Here is a 21,106-nt window from a genome sequence, read left to right on the forward strand (position 1 = left end):
ACTGACAAAATCCAGTACAACTTTACTTAACTTGAGAAAGTCCGCACGTCCTGCCACGAGGGCAGGACAGGTTCGCGTCAGGCAACCAGTTTAAGCAACAGCCAGCCGGTCAGCATCGACCATGCGAGTAAGGGAACGGAGAACAGATGGAAGCGCCACCAGATGGCACGATCTTTCGCCATGCGCAGCGCAATCAGGTTGGCAAGCGAACCCGGCAGCAGGCCAAACCCACCGATATTGACCGCCCAGGCAAGGACGTCTGAAGGCGGCACTTTCTGCAAAAGCAGGATCGTGGCAGGCACATTACTGATTACCTGTGACAAGCCAATCGCCAACAGATAAAGCTCCCCTTTGGCAAGATGGGCAATCGCATCAAAATGGGCCTGCACAACAGGCAAGCGTGTCAGCAAGAACACGTCCAGGAACATGACGATGAAGACCACCAGCAGGCTCCAGTCGATATTCAGCAATACCTGGCGCGCCATAATAAAAAAGCAGACAAGAATCAGCAGTAGCGCCCAGCCGGTCAGGTGCCACTCCAGCGCGGCGATAAACAAGACGTAAAGCGCCAGACTGACGGCAAACAGTGGCTTCTGCCAGCTGTGCTGTTCTGCGTTCTCATGTTTTTCAATCGCGCGTTTGGCAAAACTAAACCAGGTGACGACCAGCAGGCTTAACAGCAGCCAGACGGCCAGCGGCGTCATTTGCCAGATAAAACCGACTACACTCAGCGAGCCGTGGCTCCACAGCAAAATATTCTGCGGATTGCCCACCGGCGTCAGCAACGAACCGGCATTTACGGCCAGCGCTTCGAAGATGATTAAGCGGGAAATCGGTAAATGGGAAAACTTGCGCAATGTCAGCGTCAGCGGCACCAGAATAAACAGGGCCACATCGTTGGTTAAGAAGGTCGAGAGCACCGCCGCCGCCAGCACCATAAACAGGGCCAGCGTGCGCTCATGCTTAAACCCCGCAATTAACCGACCGCCCAGAACATCAAAATACCCACTGGTTTCTAACCCCTTGGTGAGGATAAGCAGCCCACTCAGGGTGATGATGGTGTGCCAGTCCACTGCGGCAGGCAGATCCGCCCAGTGGTAATGAGCAAGAAACAGCAGAACAACCCCAACAACGACTAACAAGTGCAATATATGGTCATGCAGAAATGAGCGAAGCACAATGGGCATGATGTCCGGCGCCTTAACTGAGGATTAATTGTTTTGGTAAAATTTCTGGAATACGGCCAGGGTTTCATCACTGACGTGATGTTCGATGCCTTCAGAATCGCGGCGTGCCGTTTCCGGACTAATGCCAAGCGCTAACAGGAAGGTTTCAACGATGTGATGGCGGGCGCGGCTCTCTTCAGCCAGCTTTTCCCCTTCACGCGTCAAAAAGACGCCGCGATAAGGCACCTGCTCGACCAGGCCGGCAGTTCCTAACCGCTTTAACATTTTGGCGACGGTCGGTTGCGAAACCCCCAAACGCGCGGCCATGTCGACCTGGCGCGCCTCGCCAAACTCACCAATCAAATCAGAGATTAGCTCAACATAGTCATCAATCAGTTCACGACGATGCGCTTCGCGCACCTGCCGAAAACCTTCGACATGCTCTTCAATATCTTTTAGTGGTCCTTGCGGGGCAGAAACCACGCTTTTGGCACGACGACTCATTCAGCTTCCTCTTTATTTTTTCCACACCAGCCCTTCCGTGTGGATTTAGCTGCGCTCATTGTAAACCAGGCGCAAATAAGCTCAAATTTTTCGTCGTTAGCCTTGGCTAAACGGTATAGCCAGTGCTATATTTGTCGATAATGTAAACAGAGTGATGCATTAAAGCACGATCTCTGCTTACCGTTGCGTTAAATTTTATGGGAGGTGATGCTATGAGCACTCTGAAAAGCTGTATCGACTGCAGCAAATGCTTCCAGGCGGAAAAAACAACATCAGGAAAATCCTGGTGGTGCCTGCTGACGCGCTCCCCTTTTACGCTGCGCCTCATGCTTATTGAGCGTCTGCTGGGCCAGCAGCCGGAAACACGCTACTGCCAAAAACTGATCTGGCGCGGCTGAATCCGTTTTCACATTCAGATTCATTACCCACGCGCGGCCTGTTTTCCTTTCCTCGCCGCGCGCCTGCATTGATCCACGCTTCTGATCTGGTCACCTGTTCCCCCGCGCTCAGCGTTGCTATTGCCCTTTCCTGTAGAAGGTAAGCGTCAAAATACAGCCGCTGTGTAAGGCGCCCTTCTTTTGTTCTGTCCGGGCCTGAAAAAAGGCTTTCAGCCAGGGAAGTCCGGGGCGCGGGTTAATGTCAGAACGCAATGCGGCGCGGAGAAGACAGATACAGGGACAGTTGCGGTGGCAAAGACAAAGACAAAGACAAAGACAAAGACAAAGACAAAGACAAAGACAAAGACAAAGACAGGTTATTAGCGCGGGTTTTTGTTACCAATAAAAACGGCCCTGTAGAGGGCCGTTTTTAATCTCGACTAAGCTCGCTTAGAAGCTGTAGCCTACGCCAGCAATCCAGGTGCCAACGTCAACGCTACGGATGCGGCTCTGCTCATAGCCAACGTCCAGTGCAACGTTTTCCATTGGGTTGAACTGCATACCTGCGCCGTAAGAGAAACCGTAGTCGCTGGTGTCAGCTTTGTCGCGTGAAGTGGTGTCGTTAGCCTGGTATTTGCCGTAGCCAACACCAACCACACCATAGATGCTTGCCCAGTCATTCAGACGGAATGCTGGACCACCGGTGATACCGTAGTACTGGCCTTTATTGTAAATGCCGTCTTCGGTACGATCTTTCTCGGTGTAAGTGAATGAGCCGATCCAACCCAGTGGGTTAGAACCGTCTTCATAGCGATATTTCAGGTTGAAGCCGTTTGCTTTGTTAGCAACGCCCTGGTAGTCGCTCTGTGCGTAGCCACCGGTTACGGTGCTCTGTGCCATGGCGGAACCTGTTGCGACTGCTAACACACAGGCTAATGCTGAAAGACATGCAATTTTTTTCATAACCACCTCAAATGTGAAAGTACTTCTCTCCTGACAACGCTAAAAATATAACAAAAAATAGCGAGAAACTCTGCCCGCATTTTGTTGTCTAACACAGTGTTTGGTGTAACAGAAAGTTAATGGAGTTTCCTATGTCATTCATTTTTCTTATAAAAACCGTCATATCCTTGCAATAATGACCCCAAACAAATTTTCATTCTTTAAGTAAATTCCTAAAAAAACCTGACATTAATTTACTTTCCAGCCGGAAAAACTGCTTAAAAAGCAGGCAAACAGACAAAATTAAAATCAGTTTACGTCCCCTTTTTGACCAACATTTCCTTTACACTGGTCATCTTGTTAGCTCATTGACTGGGAAGTATCAACAGGATGTCAGTTTCGCCACTCAAATCGCTCACGCCAGCTTTACTCCCTGTCGTCGTGTTACTTATCTCGATGTTGTCGCTTCAGGGCGGCGCCTCACTGGCAAAAACACTTTTTCCCACCGTGGGTGCCACCGGCATCACCGCATTGCGCCTAGGCTTTGGCACCGTCATCCTTTGCCTTATCTTCAAGCCCTGGCGACTGCGTTTTCGTCCTGAACAGCGCATGCCGCTAATTATTTATGGCTTAGCATTGGGTACAATGAACTTTTTATTTTACCTGTCTATTCGGACGGTACCGCTTGGCATCGCGGTCGGGCTGGAGTTTGTTGGCCCGCTTACGCTTGCGCTGCTCGGCTCACGTCGGCCACTCGATTTTCTTTGGGTCGTACTGGCGGTCATTGGGCTGTGGTTTTTACTGCCGTTCAGTACCGGTATTACCTCCGTCGATCCGATAGGTGCACTATTTGCGCTCGGTGCCGGTGTCTGTTGGGCAGTCTATATTCTGTCAGGGCAGCGCGCGGGCGCAGAGCACGGCGCGGCAACGGTCGCCATCGGCTCTCTGATCGCTTCGCTGATTTTTGTTCCCGTAGGGTTGACGTTTGCCGCAAGCGGCATCTGGCAATGGAGCGTCGTGCCGGTTGCCATTTTAGTGGCCTTTCTTTCAACGGCGCTTCCCTATTCACTGGAAATGATGGCACTGACCCGTTTACCTGCGCGCATTTTTGGTACGCTGATGAGCCTTGAGCCTGCGGTGGCGGCACTGTCTGGCATGCTTTATCTGGATGAGAGCCTTTCCGGCGTGCAGTGTCTGGCGCTGCTGGCGATTATCCTGGCCTCGTCCGGCGCGACCCTGACCATGCGTCCCAGAAAGCGCCAGTTAAATGCAATAGAATTATCTGATAATAAAAAGAAATAACAGGTTTCCGCCTGCTGAAAGGCAGGCTAAATAACAATAACTCTCATGCTGATAATTATTTCAGTTAATGTGTAATAGAAAGTTAATATTTAATACAGGTAAAAATCATTCTATTGAATTTTTATTTAACCTTATGTATTTAAAGTGCTTTATGAAATTTTAATTTTAACAATTTATTAACTATTTCATCCGCGCACCCACGCACGCTAAGGTGAATGCTATTTCATCCATTGATTAAGCCAATCCTGCAAGGCGGCAAATCGCTGCTATACTTAGTTTCGTACTTGATTAGGACAACCATTGAAAGAGAGGACTGAAACAATGAGTACCGCTAAACTGGTTAAAACAAAATCTTCTGATCTACTTTATACCCGTAATGACGTGGCAGATGACGAAAAGCGCGCCACCATTGAGGTGCTCAATCGCCTGGTCGTGGAGTTCATCGATCTGTCCCTGATAACTAAGCAAGCGCACTGGAACATGCGCGGCGCGAACTTCATCGGTGTGCACGAAATGCTGGACGGTTTCCGTACCACCATCACCGACCATCAGGACACCATCGCGGAACGCGTGGTGCAACTGGGTGGTGTAGCACTGGGTACCACTCAGGTCGTCAACGATAAAACGCCACTTAAAAGCTATCCGCTGAATATCCACAGCGTACAGGATCATCTGAAAGCGCTGGCCGACCGTTATGCTGTGGTGGCTAACGATACGCGCAAAGCAATTTCTGAAGTGAAAGATGAAGATACCGCCGATATCTTTACCGCGGCTTCTCGCGACCTGGATAAATTCCTGTGGTTCATTGAGTCTAATATCGAATAACGGTCTTACAGACTATTACCAGGCGGGGAAACCCGCCTTTTTTACGTCTGCGTTACTATAATTTATGACTTTGTTAACATTTCTGACGCTGCGCCCTTCCCGTTTTCGCCTTCTGATGCACACTACTCCTGCACCACTTTAGCGCTTCGCACCAAGATGGTGCCACCATAATGGTGCATCGGCGCGACAGGTTGCAGAATCGTGTCAGCGATGATCTCCTGATCATTATATTTTTTACATTTTGAAAAGTTGGCATACTTTTTTCATATGAAAGCCCGCAAATGATAGCTCGCAAACCCGGGCCCGGTGCCCGGTCGCAATAAGGAAAAATGATGAAATCGCTATTTAACATCTCTGTGGCCGCGTTGGCGCTGGCCTTCTCTCTCTCCACTACCGCAGCAGAAAAGAAACTGATCGTCGCCACCGATACAGCTTTTGTCCCATTTGAATTCAAACAAGGGGACAAATATGTCGGCTTTGACGTGGATTTATGGGATGCCATTGCGAAGGAACTGAAACTGGATTACACCCTGAAGCCGATGGACTTCAGCGGCATCATCCCTGCCCTTCAGACGCACAACGTTGATGTGGCACTGGCCGGCATTACCATTACTGACGAGCGCAAGAAAGCCATTGAGTTCTCTGATGGCTACTACAAAAGCGGTCTGCTGGTCATGGTGCGTAACAACGAGAAAGACATCAAAGGCATTGACGATCTGAACGGCAAAGTGGTGGCGGTGAAGAGCGGCACAGGTTCCGTAGATTATGCGAAGGCGCACATTAAAACGAAAGATTTGCGCCAGTTCCCGAATATCGATAACGCTTACATGGAACTGGGCACCAACCGCGCTGACGCAGTGTTGCACGATACGCCCAATATCCTCTATTTCATCAACACCGCAGGTAAAGGCCGTTTCAAAGCTGTAGGTGATTCTATTGAAGCCCAGCAGTACGGCATTGCGTTCCCGAAAGGCAGTGATGAACTGCGTGAAAAAGTGAACGGGGCGCTGAAAACGCTTAAAGAGAACGGTACCTACAATCAACTCTATAAAAAGTGGTTCGGAACTGAACCGAAATAATCACTGAGCCCGTTTTTTATTTTTCAGCAGGGACCCTGTCCCTGCTTTTTTCCATCGCAACAACAGCGGAGTTTCACCATGGATTTTGACTGGAGCGTCATCTGGCCAGCCATGCCCGCGCTACTCGAAGGCGCAAAACTGACCTTAATTATTTCCATTATTGGCCTGGTCGGTGGATTGATCATCGGCCTGGTCGCGGGTTTTGCCCGCGCATACGGTGGCTGGCTGAGCAATAATATCGCCCTGGTTTTTATTGAAATCATTCGCGGTACGCCCATCGTCGTGCAGGTTATGTTCATCTATTTTGCCCTGCCTATGGCGTTCCCGGATTTACGCATCGATCCGTTCACCGCCGCGGTGGTAACCATTATGATTAACTCGGGTGCCTATATTGCGGAAATTACCCGCGGTGCGGTTCTGTCCATTAACAAAGGCTTTCGCGAGGCCGGGCTGGCTTTGGGCCTGTCAGGCCGCGAAACCCTGCGCTACGTCATCATGCCGCTGGCGCTGCGTCGTATGCTGCCCCCGCTGGGCAATCAGTGGATTGTCAGCATTAAGGACACCTCGCTGTTTATTGTGATCGGTGTGGCCGAACTGACCCGCCAGGGACAGGAAATTATTGCCGGTAACTTCCGCGCGCTGGAAATCTGGAGCGCAGTGGCCGTTATTTATCTTGTGATTACGTTGGTGTTGAGCTTTGTGCTGCGCCGTATTGAGAAAAGGGTGAAAATCCTGTGATTGAATTTAAAAACGTCTCAAAGCATTTTGGCCAAACCCAGGTGCTGCACAATATCGACCTGAAGATTAATCAGGGTGAAGTCGTCGTGATTATCGGCCCCTCCGGTTCGGGTAAATCGACGCTGCTGCGTTGCATCAACAAGCTGGAAGAGATCACCAGCGGCGAACTGATCGTCGATGGCCTGAACGTTAACGATCCCAAAGTAGACGATCGCCTTATTCGTCAGGAAGCCGGCATGGTGTTTCAGCAGTTCCACCTTTTCCCGCAGATGAGTGCGCTCGATAACGTGGCTTTTGGCCCGATTCGCGTTCGCGGTGCCAGCAAAGAAGACGCACGAAAACTGGCCCATAGCCTGCTGGCGAAAGTGGGCCTGGCCGAGCGCGCCAACCATTTCCCTTCTGAGCTTTCGGGTGGGCAGCAACAGCGCGTGGCGATTGCCCGGGCACTGGCGGTGAAACCCAAAATGATGCTGTTTGATGAGCCCACCTCCGCGCTGGACCCAGAACTGCGTCACGAAGTGCTGAAAGTCATGCAGGATCTGGCTGAAGAAGGCATGACAATGGTTATCGTCACACACGAAGTGGGTTTTGCCCAGAAAGTGGCGTCGCGCCTGATCTTTATTGATAAAGGCCGTATTGCCGAAGACGGCGATCCGGACCGTCTGATCAGTGATCCGCCCAGCGAACGTCTGCGCGAATTTTTACAGCACGTTTCCTGAGTGCGAACGGGCCGGCAGGCGGCCCGTTTTTCTCTGGCGACGCCACACGATGATGCGGCGAACTGACGCAAGCGCCTGCGTTAGCGGGACAATCGCTGCGCGCGTTGGGCGGCGGACATAAAGCTCCATGCCAGGAACCGGCTCTGCTTCTGCCCCTGCGCCATATTGACCACACGTACCACCTGGGTATCCAGCGCCTTCAGCTGTTTCTCCAGCGCGGGTAAATGCTCTTTGCGTGATACCAGCGACGTAAACCAGACGACCTGCTGAGCCAGACTGGCGCTTTCAGCGATCATTTTCCCGACAAAGCCCTTTTCTCCCCCTTCGCACCACAATTCATTGTGCTGGCCGCCAAAATTCAGCGGTGCAGCCGGTGCCAGTCCCAGGTTGCGCGTTTTGCGCTGTGAACCGGCCGCCGCCTCTGCCGCAGAAGCGTGAAAAGGCGGATTGCAGATGACCGCATGGAAGTTTTCATTCTTATTCACCACGCCATTCAGCACCACGGCGGGATTTTTTTGCCGACGCAGGCGGATCAGGCGTTGCATGCCCGGGTTCGCCGCGACAATTTTTGTCGCCGTTTTTAGTGCCGCGTCATCAATATCCGTACCGGTAAAACGCCAGCCATATTCCGCCGCGCCGATCAGGGGATAAATACAGTTCGCCCCGCAGCCAATATCCAGGATGTCCGCCGGCGGGATCCTGCCCTGGTTGTCCAGTGCCAGTAAATCGGCCAGGTAGTGAAGATAGTCAGCGCGCCCAGGCACGGGCGGGCACAACGAACCAGGCGCCAGTTGCCAGTCAAGGCCGTAGAACCGTTTAAGCAGCGCCTGATTCAACAGCATGACCGCTTCAGGATCGGCAAAGTCCACCGACATGACGCCATAGCCGTTGGGCCGGACTTTTTCTGCCAGCGGCGGGTGCGCTGCCGTCAGCGCGGCAAAATCATATTCACCCTGGTGGCGGTTACGGGCATGGAAAGGGGACGGGCTGGCAGATTTTTTCATACGTTCTCTCATATTTTCAGGCGCGCGTACAATACGCTGTGGCGGGCAGAAAATAAACCGCATTCTCGGTCAGAGCGGCCAGCAGGCCGACGTTGCGGACGTGCGAAATCGCGAGGGTACGGCGTCGTTGCAGGAAAGCGAGGTGAGCAAAAAAGCAAAATGCGCCCCGCCAGCAACAATGCTGGCCGGGCGTTAAGTCTGCGGGATTATTTAAAATCGACGCGCATTAAATCCTGAATCGGCATGCCCCGGGTGGTTTCAACACAGCGGTCAATATAGCTGGTGAATCCTGGCGGTGAGCTCATGCCCAGACGCAGTAATTTGTCGTTAGAGAACACTACATTCAGACGGGCGAACTCGCCGTAAAGACGCATTGCGCGCAACATCAGACGTTCGTTGCAGGGTCCGTAGATCTTTTTAAAGTTCTTACGCTCTTTAACGATTTCGCTGAAATCAACCTGCAGATAATTCGGTGCCAACGGGGCACTTTTTTCTGCACTGGCAAAAGCCGAATCAATTTCAGAGAAGGTATTACTGCTGCGCTCGCCGGCAGAGATGTGATAAACCATCTCCTCGGTGCAGCCATGATCCATCAGGAACACCAGCGATTTGGCACAGTAGTCTACCGGGATGACATCAACACGGTCATCGAGTGAGCAGAGGAATTTCTCCAGCTTCATGACCATTTTAAACACCCAGAAGATGCTGCCTGACGGCGTGCATCCTTCCTGAGAGTGGCCCACCACAATGGACGGACGCGCGATGACCAGTGGCAGATGCGGCAATTCCTGTTTGATCTTATTTTCGATATACGACTTGGAATAGGTGTAATCGACAATGTGATCTTCGCGTGAAGACAGCACCAGATCTTCTTTTACAATCTCACCGTGATCCGGGGCAGACGACATCGCCGTGCCGACGTGGACGAATTTAACAAATTCAGGCAAGGCTGCCATTCTGGCGGCCAGTTTAAACGTCCCTTCCACGTTGACGCGCCAGATATCGTTATTCTCACCAAATGACGCAATCGCTGCGCAGTTGATAACGTGGCTGATCTGATCGATGCGCGCATCATCCAGGAAAAGCTCCGGGGCCAGTAAATCGCCGACCAGAATCTGATCTGCTGTCAGGCGCGCAATCGCCTGCGCCGAACATGAAAACTTGGTTAAATTATCTTTAACCCTCTCCAGTCCCTGGTTAGCATCGCTGGCTCTGACGAGCAGCAATAACTCAACATCCTGGCGCATCAGCAATTCTGCCACGACTGCACCACCAACGAATCCAGAAGATCCTGTAACAAGAATTTTTTTCATATTCGACCACGAGAACAATTGATGAGATTGCATAATGCCTCAGTTTCGTTAAACAAATACGAAACTTTCATTAGCACAAAATGTATAAAATGATTCCGTTTAACTTTCGTTTACTTTTTAAACACATCTTTTCGCGGATTGCTCATCAAATAAATAGTTAATCTTTTGATATTTATCGTTATTAATGCTGTAGTACAGAACATTCCCTCCTGTCGCTGAACCAGACTAATCTGGTTAACAATGCGCAAAAAAGCGGCGCGGCTCTGACGGTTTAACGCATGGCGGACAGGCCAGGCTAGACTCTTTTTTTATCCAGGAGATGACGATGCATAAACGCTATTCCTATCAGCCCCGCGCCGGACACGGTTTGCCTCACGATCCACTGAATGCCATCATTGGCCCACGTCCAATAGGCTGGATCAGCAGCACCAGCGCCAAAGGCGTGCGCAACCTTGCGCCCTACAGTTTTTTTAACTGTTTCAATTACCAGCCGCCCATTATTGGCTTCGCCAGCAGCGGCTGGAAAGACAGTGTGCAAAACATCGCTGAAACAAAAGAATTTGTCTGGAATCTGGCGACCCGACCGCTGGCGGAGGCCATGAATGAAAGCTCAATTTCTGCCCCAGCCGATCAGGACGAGTTTGCCCTGGCAGGCTTAACCCCTCTGGCCGCCTCGCAGGTCAAGGCCTGTCTGGTACAGGAAAGTCCGGTGAATTTTGAATGCAGGCTGACACAACTGATTCAGTTACAGGATGCCGGCGGGCGCGCCATCGACAGCTGGCTGGTGCTGGGCGAAGCCGTTGCCATCCATATTGACGAAAGCATGCTGGAAAACGGTATTTATCAGACGGCGAAAGCGGAACCGATTTTACGCGCCGGTGGGCCCAGCGCGTATTATGGCATCAGTGAAGCACAGCGCTTTGACCTGGTGCGGCCCGATGCGCGCCGCAGCTAAGTCAGAGCAGTTCTGCCGAATGCGTTCGTAACGTTTTGACCGCACGGGCGATCTCAGGTGCCAGCCAGCGATCGTCCTGCCAGCGGGTAACGACTTCGCGCAGTTGCCGCCAGGCGCGTCGCGTGCCGCTGGCCAGTTGTGCCTCACCGTGGAACTCCAGCGCCTGTGCGGCCAGCAGGTATTCAATCGCCAGAACCTGATAGACGTTATTGACGAGCCTGAGCAATTTTAGCGCCGCGCCGGTACCCAGACTGAGGTGATCTTCCTGCAGTCCGGAAGTCATATAATTATCCAGTACCGCGGGCTGGGCCAGTTGGCGGTTTTCAGCGCACAATGAGGCCGCCACATATTGCGCAATCATCATGCCGGAATTCACGCCAGGCTGCGCGACCAGAAAAGGCGGTAAGCCACTGACCAGCGGGTTCACCAGCCTGTCCAGACGCCGTTCTGCAATACTGCCCAGTTCCGCCAGTGCAATCGCCAGCAGATCACAGGCCATCGCCACCGATTCGCCATGAGGATGGGCTTGTGACACCACGCGCCAGGCCTGCGGCGTACCCAGCACTAATGGATTATCGGTACAGGCATTCAGTTCGATGGCGATCTGGCGAGCAGCGTGATCAAACTGATCGCGGCAGGCACCGTGCACCTGTGGCATCGACCGCAGGCTTAGTGCATCCTGCGTGCGAATGCCACTACTCACCTTTAATAATGGGCTGTCACAGAGTAACCGCCGAAGCCGTTGGCCGCTGCGCTGAATACCCGGACTGGCTTTCAGCGCCAGCACGTCTTCATCGAAGGCGACCACCTGACCGCGTAACGCCTCAAAACTCATCGCGCCGGTTACATCAGCCCAGTCCAGTAACCGCTGCGCATCATCCAGTGCCAGGCAGGCCAGTCCGGTCATGCACGGTGTGCCGTTAACCAGACTCAACCCCTCTTTTGCACCTGGCCGTAACGGCACTAAACCATGACGCGCCAGCGCCTGCGAGGCGGGCATGATCTGCCCGTCGCACTCAGCATCTCCTACGCCAATCAACGTCAGGCTGATATGCGCCATATGAGTCAGGTAACCCACCGATCCCTGCGAAGGCACCTGCGGCGTAATATGCAGATTCAGCAGCGCCAGCAGGTGTTCAACCAGCGCGACCGAAACGCCGGATTTGCCGTGACTGTAGTTGGCAATCGCGACGCAGAGGATGGCGCGTACCTCCTGCTTCGTCAGCAATGGCCCGACGCCGCAGGCATGACTTAACAACGTATTGCGCGACAGCTGGCTGAGTTCTTCTTCCGCCAGCACGATATTGCAGAGTGCACCCAGCCCGGTGTTAATGCCGTAGGCAATCTGACCACTCGCCACGATGTGCGTCACTATCTCACGTCCCCGCGCAATGCGCTGCCAGGCCGCATCACTCAGTACCAGTTCCGCATCATGACGGGCAACCTCAACGACCTCCTGCCACGTTAAGGCCGTATCGCCCCAGACAACGCGCCGCATTACACCGGCTCCGCTGCATGGTGGCTGGAAATAAACTGCCTGAAACGGGCGGAGCCGCCTTCGCCAAACATCTCGGCAGGCGTTCCCTGACAGTCAATGGTGCCCTGATGCATAAACACCACACGGTTCGAGACATGACGGGCGAAGCCCATTTCATGTGTAACCACCAGCATGGTGCGCCCCTCTTCAGCCAGACTGCGCATTACCTTCAACACCTCACCGACCAGTTCAGGATCCAGTGCCGAGGTAGGCTCGTCGAACAGCATCACTTCCGGATCCATGGCCAGCGCGCGGGCAATCGCGACGCGCTGCTGCTGACCACCAGACAACTGCGCTGGATAAAAACTTTTACGATTGAGCAGGCCGACACGATCCAGCAACTGCTCAGCCTGAGCGATACAGGTTTGCTTATCACGTTTTAAGACGTAATGCGGCCCCTCGATTACGTTTTGCAGTACCGTCATATGGGACCAGAGGTTAAAGCTCTGAAACACCATACCCAACCGTGAGCGTAGCCGCTCAATCTGTTTGGGGTTGGCTGCCAGTTGATGGCCGCGGGCGTGACGCTTCATCTCAATCGTTTCACCGCCGACGCTGACCACGCCGGCATCTGGCGTTTCAAGTAAATTGATGCAGCGTAACAGCGTACTTTTGCCCGAGCCGCTGGCACCGAGAATGGAAATCACATCCCCTTTATGGGCCTGGAGTGAAATGCCTTTCAGGACCTCCATCGCACCAAATGATTTACGAATATCGCTGGCGGACAGCGTCACTGCGGGTAAATCCTGCATTTTACTCTCCTCCCGTCATGGGTTTAACGGCCGCTAATGGCGCTTTTTCAGGCTGATGGACCGGTGTCAGTCGGCGCTCCAGCAGGGCATACAACTGGATAATAATGAAGTTGAGAAGCAGATAGATGGCTGCCGCACAGAGAAACACTTCCATCGTGCGGTAGGTCCGCTGGATAGTCTGTTGCGCCACGCCTGTGACGTCCCAGACGGTCACCAGGCTGGCGAGCGCGGTGGATTTCACCAACAGAATCGCTTCCGTTGAATAGGCTGGCAAAGCATAGCGCAGCATGACCGGGGCAATAATGCGCCGCAGCAGCAAGCCCCGCGACATGCCGCAGGCAATACCGGCTTCCACCTGTCCCACCGGTACGGCCAGCAGCGCCCCGCGCAGAATCTCTGCGGTGTAAGCGGCGGTACACAGCGACAGCGCCAGCACGGCGCAGCTGAACGGTTCACGTAAAAAGGGCCAGAAAATACTGTGGCGAATCACACCAAACTGTCCCAGACCGTAATAAATCAGGAACAGCTGGATCATCAGAGGCGACCCCCGGAACACCAGAATATAGCCGCGGGCAAAACCGCTCACCAGGCGCCAGCGGCTCAGGCGCAGCGCCAGAATCCCTATCGCCAGCAGCCCGCCGCACAGGAATGAACAGATAAACAGGCCGAGCGTAACCGGCAGTGCGGCGCTCAGTTTCAGGAACGTATCCGTAAGAAAAGCAAAATCGATCATGATGCGGTTCCTTAATGCTGTGCCGCGGTCCGGCTCTGCCAGGCCCGGCCCAGTCGGGCTTCCGCGCGCAGAAACGCCCGATTCGACAGAACGGTTAACAACAGATAGCATCCCCCGCCGATCATATAGAAGGTGAAATAGTCCCGCGTTGAACCTGCGGCAATCTGGCTGGCGCGCATCAATTCTACAATGCCCGTAACTGAAACCAGCGCTGAATCCTTCAGGCTCATCTGCCAGACATTTGAGAGACCTGGCAGCGCATACCGCGCCACCTGAGGCAACAGAATACGCTGGCGAATACGCCAGCGTGACATGCCGATCGCCAGCGCGGCTTCTACCTCGCCATGGGCAAGCGCCAGCCGGGCGGCACGGTAAACTTCAGCCTGATACGATCCTGAAATCAGGCCGATCGCTAGCGCCCCGATCAGAAATGGCGGCGCTTCGATGAATCCCTCTGCACCAAATAACTGTCCGATCTGGGTGATCAGGCCTGCGCCCCCGAAGTAGAACAGGTAGATCACCAGCAACTCAGGAATGCCACGAAAAATTACCGAGTAACCTTCACCCAGCCAGCGCAGCGGGCGGTGAGCGGATAACTTAGCGGCCGCAATGCCTGAGCCCACGACGGCACCGACCAGTAATGCGACCAGCGACAGCAGTAAGGTGGTGAGCGTGGCAGACAAAATCAACCGCCCCCAACCATCGGCACCCAATCCCAGCAGGCTCATCATGCTCCACCCCACTTATGGCGTAACGTCAGTTTTAAACCATTTTTCACTGAGTTCTTTTACCGTGCCGTCAGCGAGTGCAGCCTTGATGGCCTCATCGAGTTTGGCTTTCAGATCGTTATCTGCCATCCGCACGCCCAGGGCTTCACCTTCTCCCCAGACAGGCCCACCCAGTTGCGGTCCGCTGAAGGTCAGGTTGCTGTTGTCTTTACGTGCCAGCATTGATTTGGCAAACGTCACATCATCAAATACCGCATCGATGCGTCCGGCCTGCAGATCGAGGATGGCATCGGCGGAGGTGGTGTACTCACGTACGTCGGCAATGCCTTTGAAATATTTATCGATAAACGGCGTATAGACCGTGCCGGAGGCAATGCCGATAGTTTTTCCTTTCAACGCGGCTTTCATCGGTGCCAGCGCGGCGTCGATCGCTTTTTCGTCGTCATTCAACTTAATCACGCCTTTGCCGGGCGGCAGCAGCGTGCCTTTCACCGCAATGAAAGTGGCGGGCGTGGAGGCATAAGGAATCGTGAAATTCACGACTTTTTTACGTTCCGGGGTAATGACGATGGCATCCATCATGACGTCGTATTTTCCGGCATTCAGCCCGGCAATCATGCCATCCCAGTTCTGAACCACCAGTTTGCATTCCATCCCCATGCGTTTACACAGATTCGCCATGAGCTCTGGTTCAAAACCGCCTAATTTGCCGCCTGGCAAGGTCAGGTTCCAGGGCTCGTAACTGCCCTCTGTGGCAATCGTGATGGATTTCCACTCTTTCGCCTGTACTGCAACGGTGCTGACAAGCAGGCTGGAAAACAACGTCGAAAGGCAAAAACGGCGAAACGTTACGGGGTGCTTCATTCGGCTTCTCCTGGATTAAAAAGGCGTTTTAAGCGTGTCGCTGTTGTTATTAACAAAAATCTCACAAAATGATGAATCATGTATATACAAGCAAGCGACGCAGCGTTCATTGACGTCCTGATATTTTTGTGAGCCAGACACGATAAATAGCGGCGAGGTTTCTCTGAACCTTCACTTGTACATACAAGCTAGCAAAGGTCGTGCCAGCTCCGCTGTCGCTCTCTACGGCGAAGCGCCGACTGATGACCGTCCAGCCTGGCGGATTGATGCACTATCAGGGCGCATAATTGCATGAATGCAGTGCATCTTATTCAGCGTGGTTAGGCTTCATCCCCTCTGTCCGTGAGCCAGTTGGAAGGACAACCTGTTTAGCTGCGCCTCAAATGGCGAGGTGGATAAAAAAGAAGTTTGTTAAACCGCGTCAGGCCGCAAAGATCGTCAGCCGTGTTGAACACGAGCGAGGACACCGCTGGGCGGCCTTCGTCAGCGACATCAGGCTGTACACGCTGGTATCGGCATGCCGAAAGAATGAGTTAGAGAAGCACGGTAAGCATCAGCCCGCCTTAACCCAGGCGGGCGCTGCGCATCATGAACGTCGCCGTCAGCCCTTGCCCTGCGCCACAAAGCTGTGTAACAGCGGCTTCAGGACTTTTTTCAGTTCTGCCGCGCGGGCTTCATGCCAGGTAAAGGGCGGTGTCTCGTCCATATAATTGATTTGCGACAGCTCCAGTTGCACCGCCTGGATCTGCCGATCGGGTTGACCGTAAGCGCGCGTAATGTAGCCGCCTTTGAAACGGCCATTGACGACCCAGCTATAGCGATCCTGCTCGCTGCATACCGATGTCAGCCCGTCGATGACGCGATTGCTGCAACTGGCCCCGTCATTGGTACCAATATTGAGATCCGGCAGGCGACCGTCAAACAGTCGTGGAATTTCACTGGCAATCGAATGAGCGTCAAACAGCAGCGCATAGCCAAATTCCGCTTTCATCTGCGCCAGTGTCTGCTGGATCTGCTGATGATAAGGCTGCCAGATTGTCTGAATATATCCCTGTCGCTGTGCATCCGTGGGGGCTTTGCCCGCAACAAATGTCGGCGTGCCGTCAAACAGGGTTTCCGGAAACAGGCCGGTGGTGGCGGTCGTATAAAGCGGTTGATTGTCTGAGGGACGATTGAGATCGACAACAAAGCGTGAGTAGCGGCCAATGACCAGACTGGCTCCCATATCACGCACAAAATCATAAAGTTGTGGAATGTGCCAGTCCGTATCCGGTAAGTCACGGGCGGCATCGCTGAGCCCGGCTTCAACTTCCGGTGTTAACATCGTGCCGGCATGGGGAATACTGACCAGCAGCGGGATAGTCCCTTGGGTAAAATGAAAAGGTGTCATTGTACTTCTCCGCGGTAGATAACGGTACAGGGCAGTTCACCGCCCAGCCAGTAAACCAGTTCCGCCGGGCGGGCCAGCGGCCAGTGAACAAAACTGGCCACTTTTCCCGCCTCCAGCGAACCGTGACTTGCCTCCAGCCCCAGCGCCTTTGCCCCCCACAGGGTCACGCCTGCCAGCGCTTCTTCCGGTGTCATACCGAACAGGGTGCAGCCCATATTCAGCATCAGGCGCAGCGACAGCGCGGGCGATGTGCCGGGGTTGGCATCACTCGCCAGTGCCATGGGCACACCATAGCGTCGGAACAACGCTACCGGCGGGCGCTGCGTTTCCCGCAGCAGATAAAACGCGCCGGGCAATAACACGGCTACCGTACCCTGTTCTGCCATTGCCTGAACATCCGTTTCCGTTGCATATTCCAGATGATCGGCGGACAGCGCGCCATAACGGGCGGCCAGCGCCGCACCGCCCAAAGAGGAAAGCTGCTCGGCATGCAGTTTCACCGGCATGCCCAGCGCCGTTGCCCGGTCAAATACCCGGGCGACCTGCTGCGGGGTAAACGCCAGATGTTCGCAGAATGCATCCACCGCATCCGCCAGGCCTTCGGCGCTGATCTGAGGTAACAGGCGGTCACAGATGATCGTGATCCAGCCATCGGGATCCTGTTTAAATTCGGGCGGAACCGCATGAGCGGCCAGGCAGGTGGCCTGCACATCCGCAGCCACCTCCTGACTGAGCTGTCGAATGGCACGCAGCATACGTAATTCACTTTCTTCATCCAGACCGTAGCCGGATTTAATCTCGACGGTGGTCACGCCCTCGGCCAGTAAGCGATTCAACCGCCAGCGGGCTGTCTCCACTAACGTTTGTTCACTGGCATCACGGGTGGCCCGAACGGTAGAAAGGATGCCACCGCCCTGGGCCGCAATATCGGCATAGCTCACGCCGTTGAGGCGCTGCTCAAACTCCTGACTGCGATCGCCACCAAAAACCAGATGCGTGTGGCAGTCCACTAAACCCGGCGTGATGATCCCGCCCGGCAGACGATGATGTTCACTCGCCTCAAAAGCCGGCATCGCGGCGGCGGGCCCAACCCACACCAGCCTGCCCGCCTTTACTGCCAGCGCACCCTGTTGGATAAGATGATAGTGGCCGCTTTGCATGGTTACCACATCTGCCCCGCTCCACACGCTGTCTACCTGGAGTTTTTCTGCCATTCCCGCCTCACAATGCGCTTGCCGTTTACAGCAAACTTTAAAGTATGTATATGTATATACAACTACATCCTTTGAGGATCAACCATGGCAACTTTTTTTGCGCCACGCGCATGGCTGGCCGGAGGCTGGCATAAACAGGTGCGTATCAGCGTCAACGCGGCGGGCATGATTGATGCGATTACGCCCGACGGTGATGACAGGCAAGCGACACGTTTAGCCGGTAACGTGATTCCCGCTATTGCGAATTTGCATTCACATGCTTTTCAACGTGCCATGGCCGGTCTGGCTGAAGTGGCGGGCGATCCGCAGGACAGCTTCTGGACCTGGCGCGATCGGATGTATCGCATGGTGCAGCGTCTGACGCCCGGGCAGGTAGGTGATATCGCCGCCCTGCTGTATATCGATATGCTAAAAGGCGGTTATTGCCAGGTCGCAGAATTTCATTATCTGCATCACGATATTGACGGTAAACCTTATGCGGACGATGCCATGCTGCGCCAGCTTATTGCGGCGGCAGAGACGGCAGGCATAGGTCAGACGTTGCTACCGGTGCTTTACAGCTACAGCGGTTTTGGCGCTCAGCCGCCGGTGCCGGGACAAAAGCGCTTTATTCAGCAGACCGACAGCTATCTGCAACAGCAGGTACGTCTTCAGACATGGATAAAAGATAAACCCCTGCACAACGCAGGCCTCTGCTTTCACTCACTGCGCGCAGTCAGTGAAGCGCAAATGCATGCCGTGCTCAGCGCCAGCGATACCACGTTACCCATCCATATTCACATCGCCGAGCAGGAGAAGGAGGTCAATGACAGTCTGGCCTGGAGCGGCGAGCGTCCGGTGAGCTGGCTGATGACGCGTTTCGATGTCGATGCACGCTGGTGCCTGATTCATGCAACGCATCTCGATGACAGCGAAGTGACGCGCCTTGCCGCCAGCGGTGCGGTTGCCGGGCTCTGCCCGACCACGGAAGCCAACCTCGGTGACGGTATTTTTCCCGCCGTGGACTATATCGCCCAGGGCGGACGCTGGGGCATTGGCTCCGACAGTCATGTTTCGCTCAGTGTTCAGGAGGAGTTGCGCTGGCTTGAATATGCCCAACGCCTGCGCGACCGTCGTCGCAATCGCATCACGCTGCCCGACCAGCCCTCAGTCGGCGATCTGCTGTGGCAACAGGCCGCGGCGGGCGGTGCCCAGGCCTGCGGAATAAAGAGTGGGGCGCTGGCCGTCGGGCAACGCGCCGACTGGCTGGTATTACGCGATGACGCCTGGCTGGGCAGTGTGGATGAGCCTGCCCTGCTCAATCGCTGGCTGTTTGCTGGCCAGCGCGAGCAGATTCGCGACGTGTATGTGGCGGGTAACCGGGTGATCAGCGATGGCCATCATGCAGAAGAAGAAGCCTGTGCAGCCCGTTTCGCGCAGGCAATGGCAGCGTTGCGATGAGAAGCGTTTTTTCTTTAGACAGCTTACCCGTCAGTCGCTGGCGCAACGGCGGTGGCGAAACACGTGAAATTATCGGCTATCCGCCCGGGGCAGGCGACTTCGCCTGGCGCGCCAGTATTGCCACCATCGCCAGCGACGGCCCCTTCTCGGCGTTTACCGGTGTCGATCGCATTATCACTCTGCTAAACGGCAGCCCTGTTCTGCTGCGTGGCGAGAACGTCGCGCATCGCCTGTTGCCGGAAAGGCCCTGGGCTTTTGCGGGGGAGCAGGCACTTGAGGCTCAGTTGCAGGGTAAAGCGCCCAGTCAGGATTTTAACATCATGACACGACGAGGCGAATGGCGGGCACAGGCTGACGTCGTCACCGACGCCGTCAGCAGCGAGCACGGTGTGGCCTGGGTGCTGGCAGGAGAATGGCGCATAGTGAACGATGCGCCATTAGCGGAGCAGCACGGCGTCTGGTGGATCGATCATCCCACCCGACTGCAGCCGGACAGCCAGGATGCGAGGTTACTGTTTATTCGTCTTACCCGTGCCCTTTAAAGCGCCCCAGCAGCTTGTAACGCGAGCCGGGATAGAGTAAACGCGCATAGGTCACAATCTTGTTATCGCTCCAGGTCTGGCGACGGATGAGCAGACAAGGTTCGTGCTCATCAATCGCCAGATGTTTACGCTGTCGCGCATCCGGCATCACCGCCTCAACGATATGTTCACCCGCCGTCAACGGTGCCGCGCGCATCAGGTACGTATAAGGCGTGAGCGTGTGGTAATCCTGGGCCAGGTAATCCGGGGCCAGTTGTGGATTCACCAGCCGATCCTCCAGCTGCACCGGCATGTCATTTTCATAATGCACAATCAGAGAATGAAACAGCGTTTGTCCGGTTGTCAGGCCCAACACGGAAGCCTGTTCCGGATCGGCTTTATTCTGACCAATGGTAAGAATCTTGCAGCTGTGCTTATGACCCCGCTGCGCAATTTCATCCGCGATGTTGTGCACCTCAAGCATGGCTGTGTAGCCTTTCATCTCCGCGACAAACGTACCAACGCCTTGCATGCGCACCAGAAATCCTTCGCTGGTTAATTCCCGCAATGCCCGGTTAATCGTCATACGACTTACGCCAAGCTCATTCACCAGCTCGCTTTCTGAAGGCACCCGTTGGTTAGCTTTCCAGTGGCCTTCACGAATCTGGCTGATGATCGCCTGTTTGACCCGTTGATAGATGGGTGCGGGTTCGTCACTCATGGCCGCTGCCAGTTGTGCAATTGCCGTGTGCTCGGCCATATCGTATTCCTTAAGCTGATAATGCCCAAAGTTTACTGCCTGACGGGCTGGATGTATATACATTCCAGCCCGAGATCGGCACGTAAACTGTGCACCTGTTGCCCTACAGCGGTGCAGGAAACCCGCCTGTTGCTCACGTTAGCCCTCTGTTAATACCTGATCAATTTTGTGATCGGTCTGGCATGCCGATTGCAACTTGTATAGACAAGAATAGACAGTTATGTTTCACTCGCGTTATTCCGC

At 54.2% G+C, this 21,106-nt stretch carries 22 protein-coding genes; 9 read left to right on the forward strand and 13 right to left on the reverse strand.

The features are described 5' to 3' along the window. Nucleotides 1-77: 77 nt before the first annotated feature. Together C1N59_RS13900 and mntR are read right to left on the reverse strand one after the other, a co-directional pair. Nucleotides 78-1,187: an SLC13 family permease gene (locus C1N59_RS13900; protein WP_054634256.1), complete on the reverse strand. Its 1,110-nt coding sequence runs from the start codon at nucleotides 1,185-1,187 to the stop codon at nucleotides 78-80. A gap of 24 nt (nucleotides 1,188-1,211) precedes the next feature. Beyond that, nucleotides 1,212-1,670, reverse strand: a complete 459-nt coding sequence (mntR, locus tag C1N59_RS13905) for a manganese-binding transcriptional regulator MntR (RefSeq protein ID WP_033737682.1) — start codon at nucleotides 1,668-1,670, stop codon at nucleotides 1,212-1,214. A gap of 212 nt (nucleotides 1,671-1,882) precedes the next feature. On the opposite strand from mntR, the gene C1N59_RS13910 reads away from it, so the two are divergent. After that, nucleotides 1,883-2,068 carry a hypothetical protein gene (locus tag C1N59_RS13910; RefSeq protein WP_033737683.1) on the forward strand — a complete coding sequence of 62 codons (186 nt, stop codon included), beginning with the start codon at nucleotides 1,883-1,885 and terminating at the stop codon, nucleotides 2,066-2,068. Between the two features lie 429 nt (nucleotides 2,069-2,497). Here C1N59_RS13910 and ompX read toward each other — a convergent pair whose 3' ends face one another. Further along, entirely contained in the window at nucleotides 2,498-3,010 is a 513-nt protein-coding gene (gene ompX / locus C1N59_RS13915) for an outer membrane protein OmpX (protein WP_033737684.1), read from the reverse strand. Between the two features lie 369 nt (nucleotides 3,011-3,379). Here ompX and rhtA point away from each other — a divergent pair, with 369 nt between their 5' ends. The 5 genes from rhtA to glnQ all read left to right on the forward strand — a co-directional run bounded on the left by rhtA (nucleotide 3,380) and on the right by glnQ (nucleotide 7,652). Further along, nucleotides 3,380-4,291 (forward strand): threonine/homoserine exporter RhtA, encoded by a 912-nt coding sequence (rhtA, locus tag C1N59_RS13920; protein ID WP_394549747.1) that lies wholly within the window; start codon nucleotides 3,380-3,382, stop codon nucleotides 4,289-4,291. 321 nt (nucleotides 4,292-4,612) lie between these two features. Then, nucleotides 4,613-5,116, forward strand: coding sequence for a DNA starvation/stationary phase protection protein Dps (dps, locus tag C1N59_RS13925; protein ID WP_033737686.1), 504 nt, complete (start codon nucleotides 4,613-4,615; stop codon nucleotides 5,114-5,116). 332 nt (nucleotides 5,117-5,448) lie between these two features. Beyond that, on the forward strand, nucleotides 5,449-6,195 hold the full coding sequence (glnH, locus tag C1N59_RS13930; RefSeq protein WP_262960090.1) for a glutamine ABC transporter substrate-binding protein GlnH: 747 nt from the start codon (nucleotides 5,449-5,451) through the stop codon (nucleotides 6,193-6,195). A 78-nt stretch (nucleotides 6,196-6,273) separates the two neighbouring features. Then, on the forward strand, nucleotides 6,274-6,933 hold the full coding sequence (glnP, locus tag C1N59_RS13935; RefSeq protein WP_033737688.1) for a glutamine ABC transporter permease GlnP: 660 nt from the start codon (nucleotides 6,274-6,276) through the stop codon (nucleotides 6,931-6,933). After that, on the forward strand, nucleotides 6,930-7,652 hold the full coding sequence (gene glnQ, locus C1N59_RS13940) for a glutamine ABC transporter ATP-binding protein GlnQ (RefSeq protein WP_058707624.1): 723 nt from the start codon (nucleotides 6,930-6,932) through the stop codon (nucleotides 7,650-7,652). Before glnP ends, glnQ begins: the two co-directional genes overlap by 4 nt. Nucleotides 7,653-7,732: 80 nt before the next feature. On the opposite strand, the gene rlmF is transcribed toward glnQ, so the two are convergent. Beyond that, nucleotides 7,733-8,656 (reverse strand): 23S rRNA (adenine(1618)-N(6))-methyltransferase RlmF, encoded by a 924-nt coding sequence (gene rlmF / locus C1N59_RS13945; protein ID WP_033737779.1) that lies wholly within the window; start codon nucleotides 8,654-8,656, stop codon nucleotides 7,733-7,735. 206 nt (nucleotides 8,657-8,862) lie between these two features. Then, nucleotides 8,863-9,969: an SDR family oxidoreductase gene (locus tag C1N59_RS13950; protein WP_033737689.1), complete on the reverse strand. Its 1,107-nt coding sequence runs from the start codon at nucleotides 9,967-9,969 to the stop codon at nucleotides 8,863-8,865. 325 nt (nucleotides 9,970-10,294) lie between these two features. On the opposite strand from C1N59_RS13950, the gene C1N59_RS13955 reads away from it, so the two are divergent. Continuing rightward, a complete protein-coding gene (locus tag C1N59_RS13955) occupies nucleotides 10,295-10,924 on the forward strand; it encodes a flavin reductase family protein (RefSeq protein WP_394549748.1) in 630 nt (209 codons plus the stop codon). A 1-nt stretch (nucleotide 10,925) separates the two neighbouring features. Here C1N59_RS13955 and hutH read toward each other — a convergent pair whose 3' ends face one another. From hutH to hutI, 7 genes are all read right to left on the reverse strand, one after another. Beyond that, nucleotides 10,926-12,422: an HAL/PAL/TAL family ammonia-lyase gene (gene hutH / locus C1N59_RS13960; protein WP_394549750.1), complete on the reverse strand. Its 1,497-nt coding sequence runs from the start codon at nucleotides 12,420-12,422 to the stop codon at nucleotides 10,926-10,928. Next, entirely contained in the window at nucleotides 12,422-13,213 is a 792-nt protein-coding gene (locus tag C1N59_RS13965; protein WP_054634261.1) for an ABC transporter ATP-binding protein, read from the reverse strand. Before C1N59_RS13965 ends, hutH begins: the two co-directional genes overlap by 1 nt. Before the next feature lies 1 nt (nucleotide 13,214). After that, nucleotides 13,215-13,946 carry an ABC transporter permease gene (locus C1N59_RS13970; protein ID WP_394549752.1) on the reverse strand — a complete coding sequence of 244 codons (732 nt, stop codon included), beginning with the start codon at nucleotides 13,944-13,946 and terminating at the stop codon, nucleotides 13,215-13,217. An 11-nt stretch (nucleotides 13,947-13,957) separates the two neighbouring features. Next, nucleotides 13,958-14,677: an ABC transporter permease gene (locus tag C1N59_RS13975; protein ID WP_394549754.1), complete on the reverse strand. Its 720-nt coding sequence runs from the start codon at nucleotides 14,675-14,677 to the stop codon at nucleotides 13,958-13,960. Nucleotides 14,678-14,689: 12 nt separating this feature from the next. Further along, complete coding sequence (locus C1N59_RS13980; RefSeq protein WP_394549755.1) at nucleotides 14,690-15,538, reverse strand: transporter substrate-binding domain-containing protein; 849 nt, start codon at nucleotides 15,536-15,538, stop codon at nucleotides 14,690-14,692. Nucleotides 15,539-16,139: 601 nt separating this feature from the next. Then, nucleotides 16,140-16,928: an N-formylglutamate deformylase gene (gene hutG, locus C1N59_RS13985; RefSeq protein WP_394549756.1), complete on the reverse strand. Its 789-nt coding sequence runs from the start codon at nucleotides 16,926-16,928 to the stop codon at nucleotides 16,140-16,142. Beyond that, on the reverse strand, nucleotides 16,925-18,142 hold the full coding sequence (gene hutI, locus C1N59_RS13990; RefSeq protein ID WP_394549758.1) for an imidazolonepropionase: 1,218 nt from the start codon (nucleotides 18,140-18,142) through the stop codon (nucleotides 16,925-16,927). The genes hutG and hutI overlap by 4 nt, the downstream gene beginning before the upstream one ends. Nucleotides 18,143-18,226: 84 nt before the next feature. On the opposite strand from hutI, the gene C1N59_RS13995 reads away from it, so the two are divergent. Both C1N59_RS13995 and C1N59_RS14000 read left to right on the forward strand, forming a co-directional pair. Continuing rightward, a complete protein-coding gene (locus C1N59_RS13995) occupies nucleotides 18,227-19,582 on the forward strand; it encodes a formimidoylglutamate deiminase (protein ID WP_394549760.1) in 1,356 nt (451 codons plus the stop codon). After that, nucleotides 19,579-20,124, forward strand: coding sequence for a HutD/Ves family protein (locus C1N59_RS14000; RefSeq protein WP_394549762.1), 546 nt, complete (start codon nucleotides 19,579-19,581; stop codon nucleotides 20,122-20,124). The genes C1N59_RS13995 and C1N59_RS14000 overlap by 4 nt, the downstream gene beginning before the upstream one ends. On the opposite strand, the gene hutC is transcribed toward C1N59_RS14000, so the two are convergent. Then, on the reverse strand, nucleotides 20,108-20,863 hold the full coding sequence (hutC, locus tag C1N59_RS14005; protein ID WP_394549764.1) for a histidine utilization repressor: 756 nt from the start codon (nucleotides 20,861-20,863) through the stop codon (nucleotides 20,108-20,110). The genes C1N59_RS14000 and hutC overlap by 17 nt on opposite strands. Between the last annotated feature and the right edge of the window lie 243 nt (nucleotides 20,864-21,106).

The sequence above is a fragment of the Pantoea sp. SGAir0183 genome, assembly GCF_043545505.1.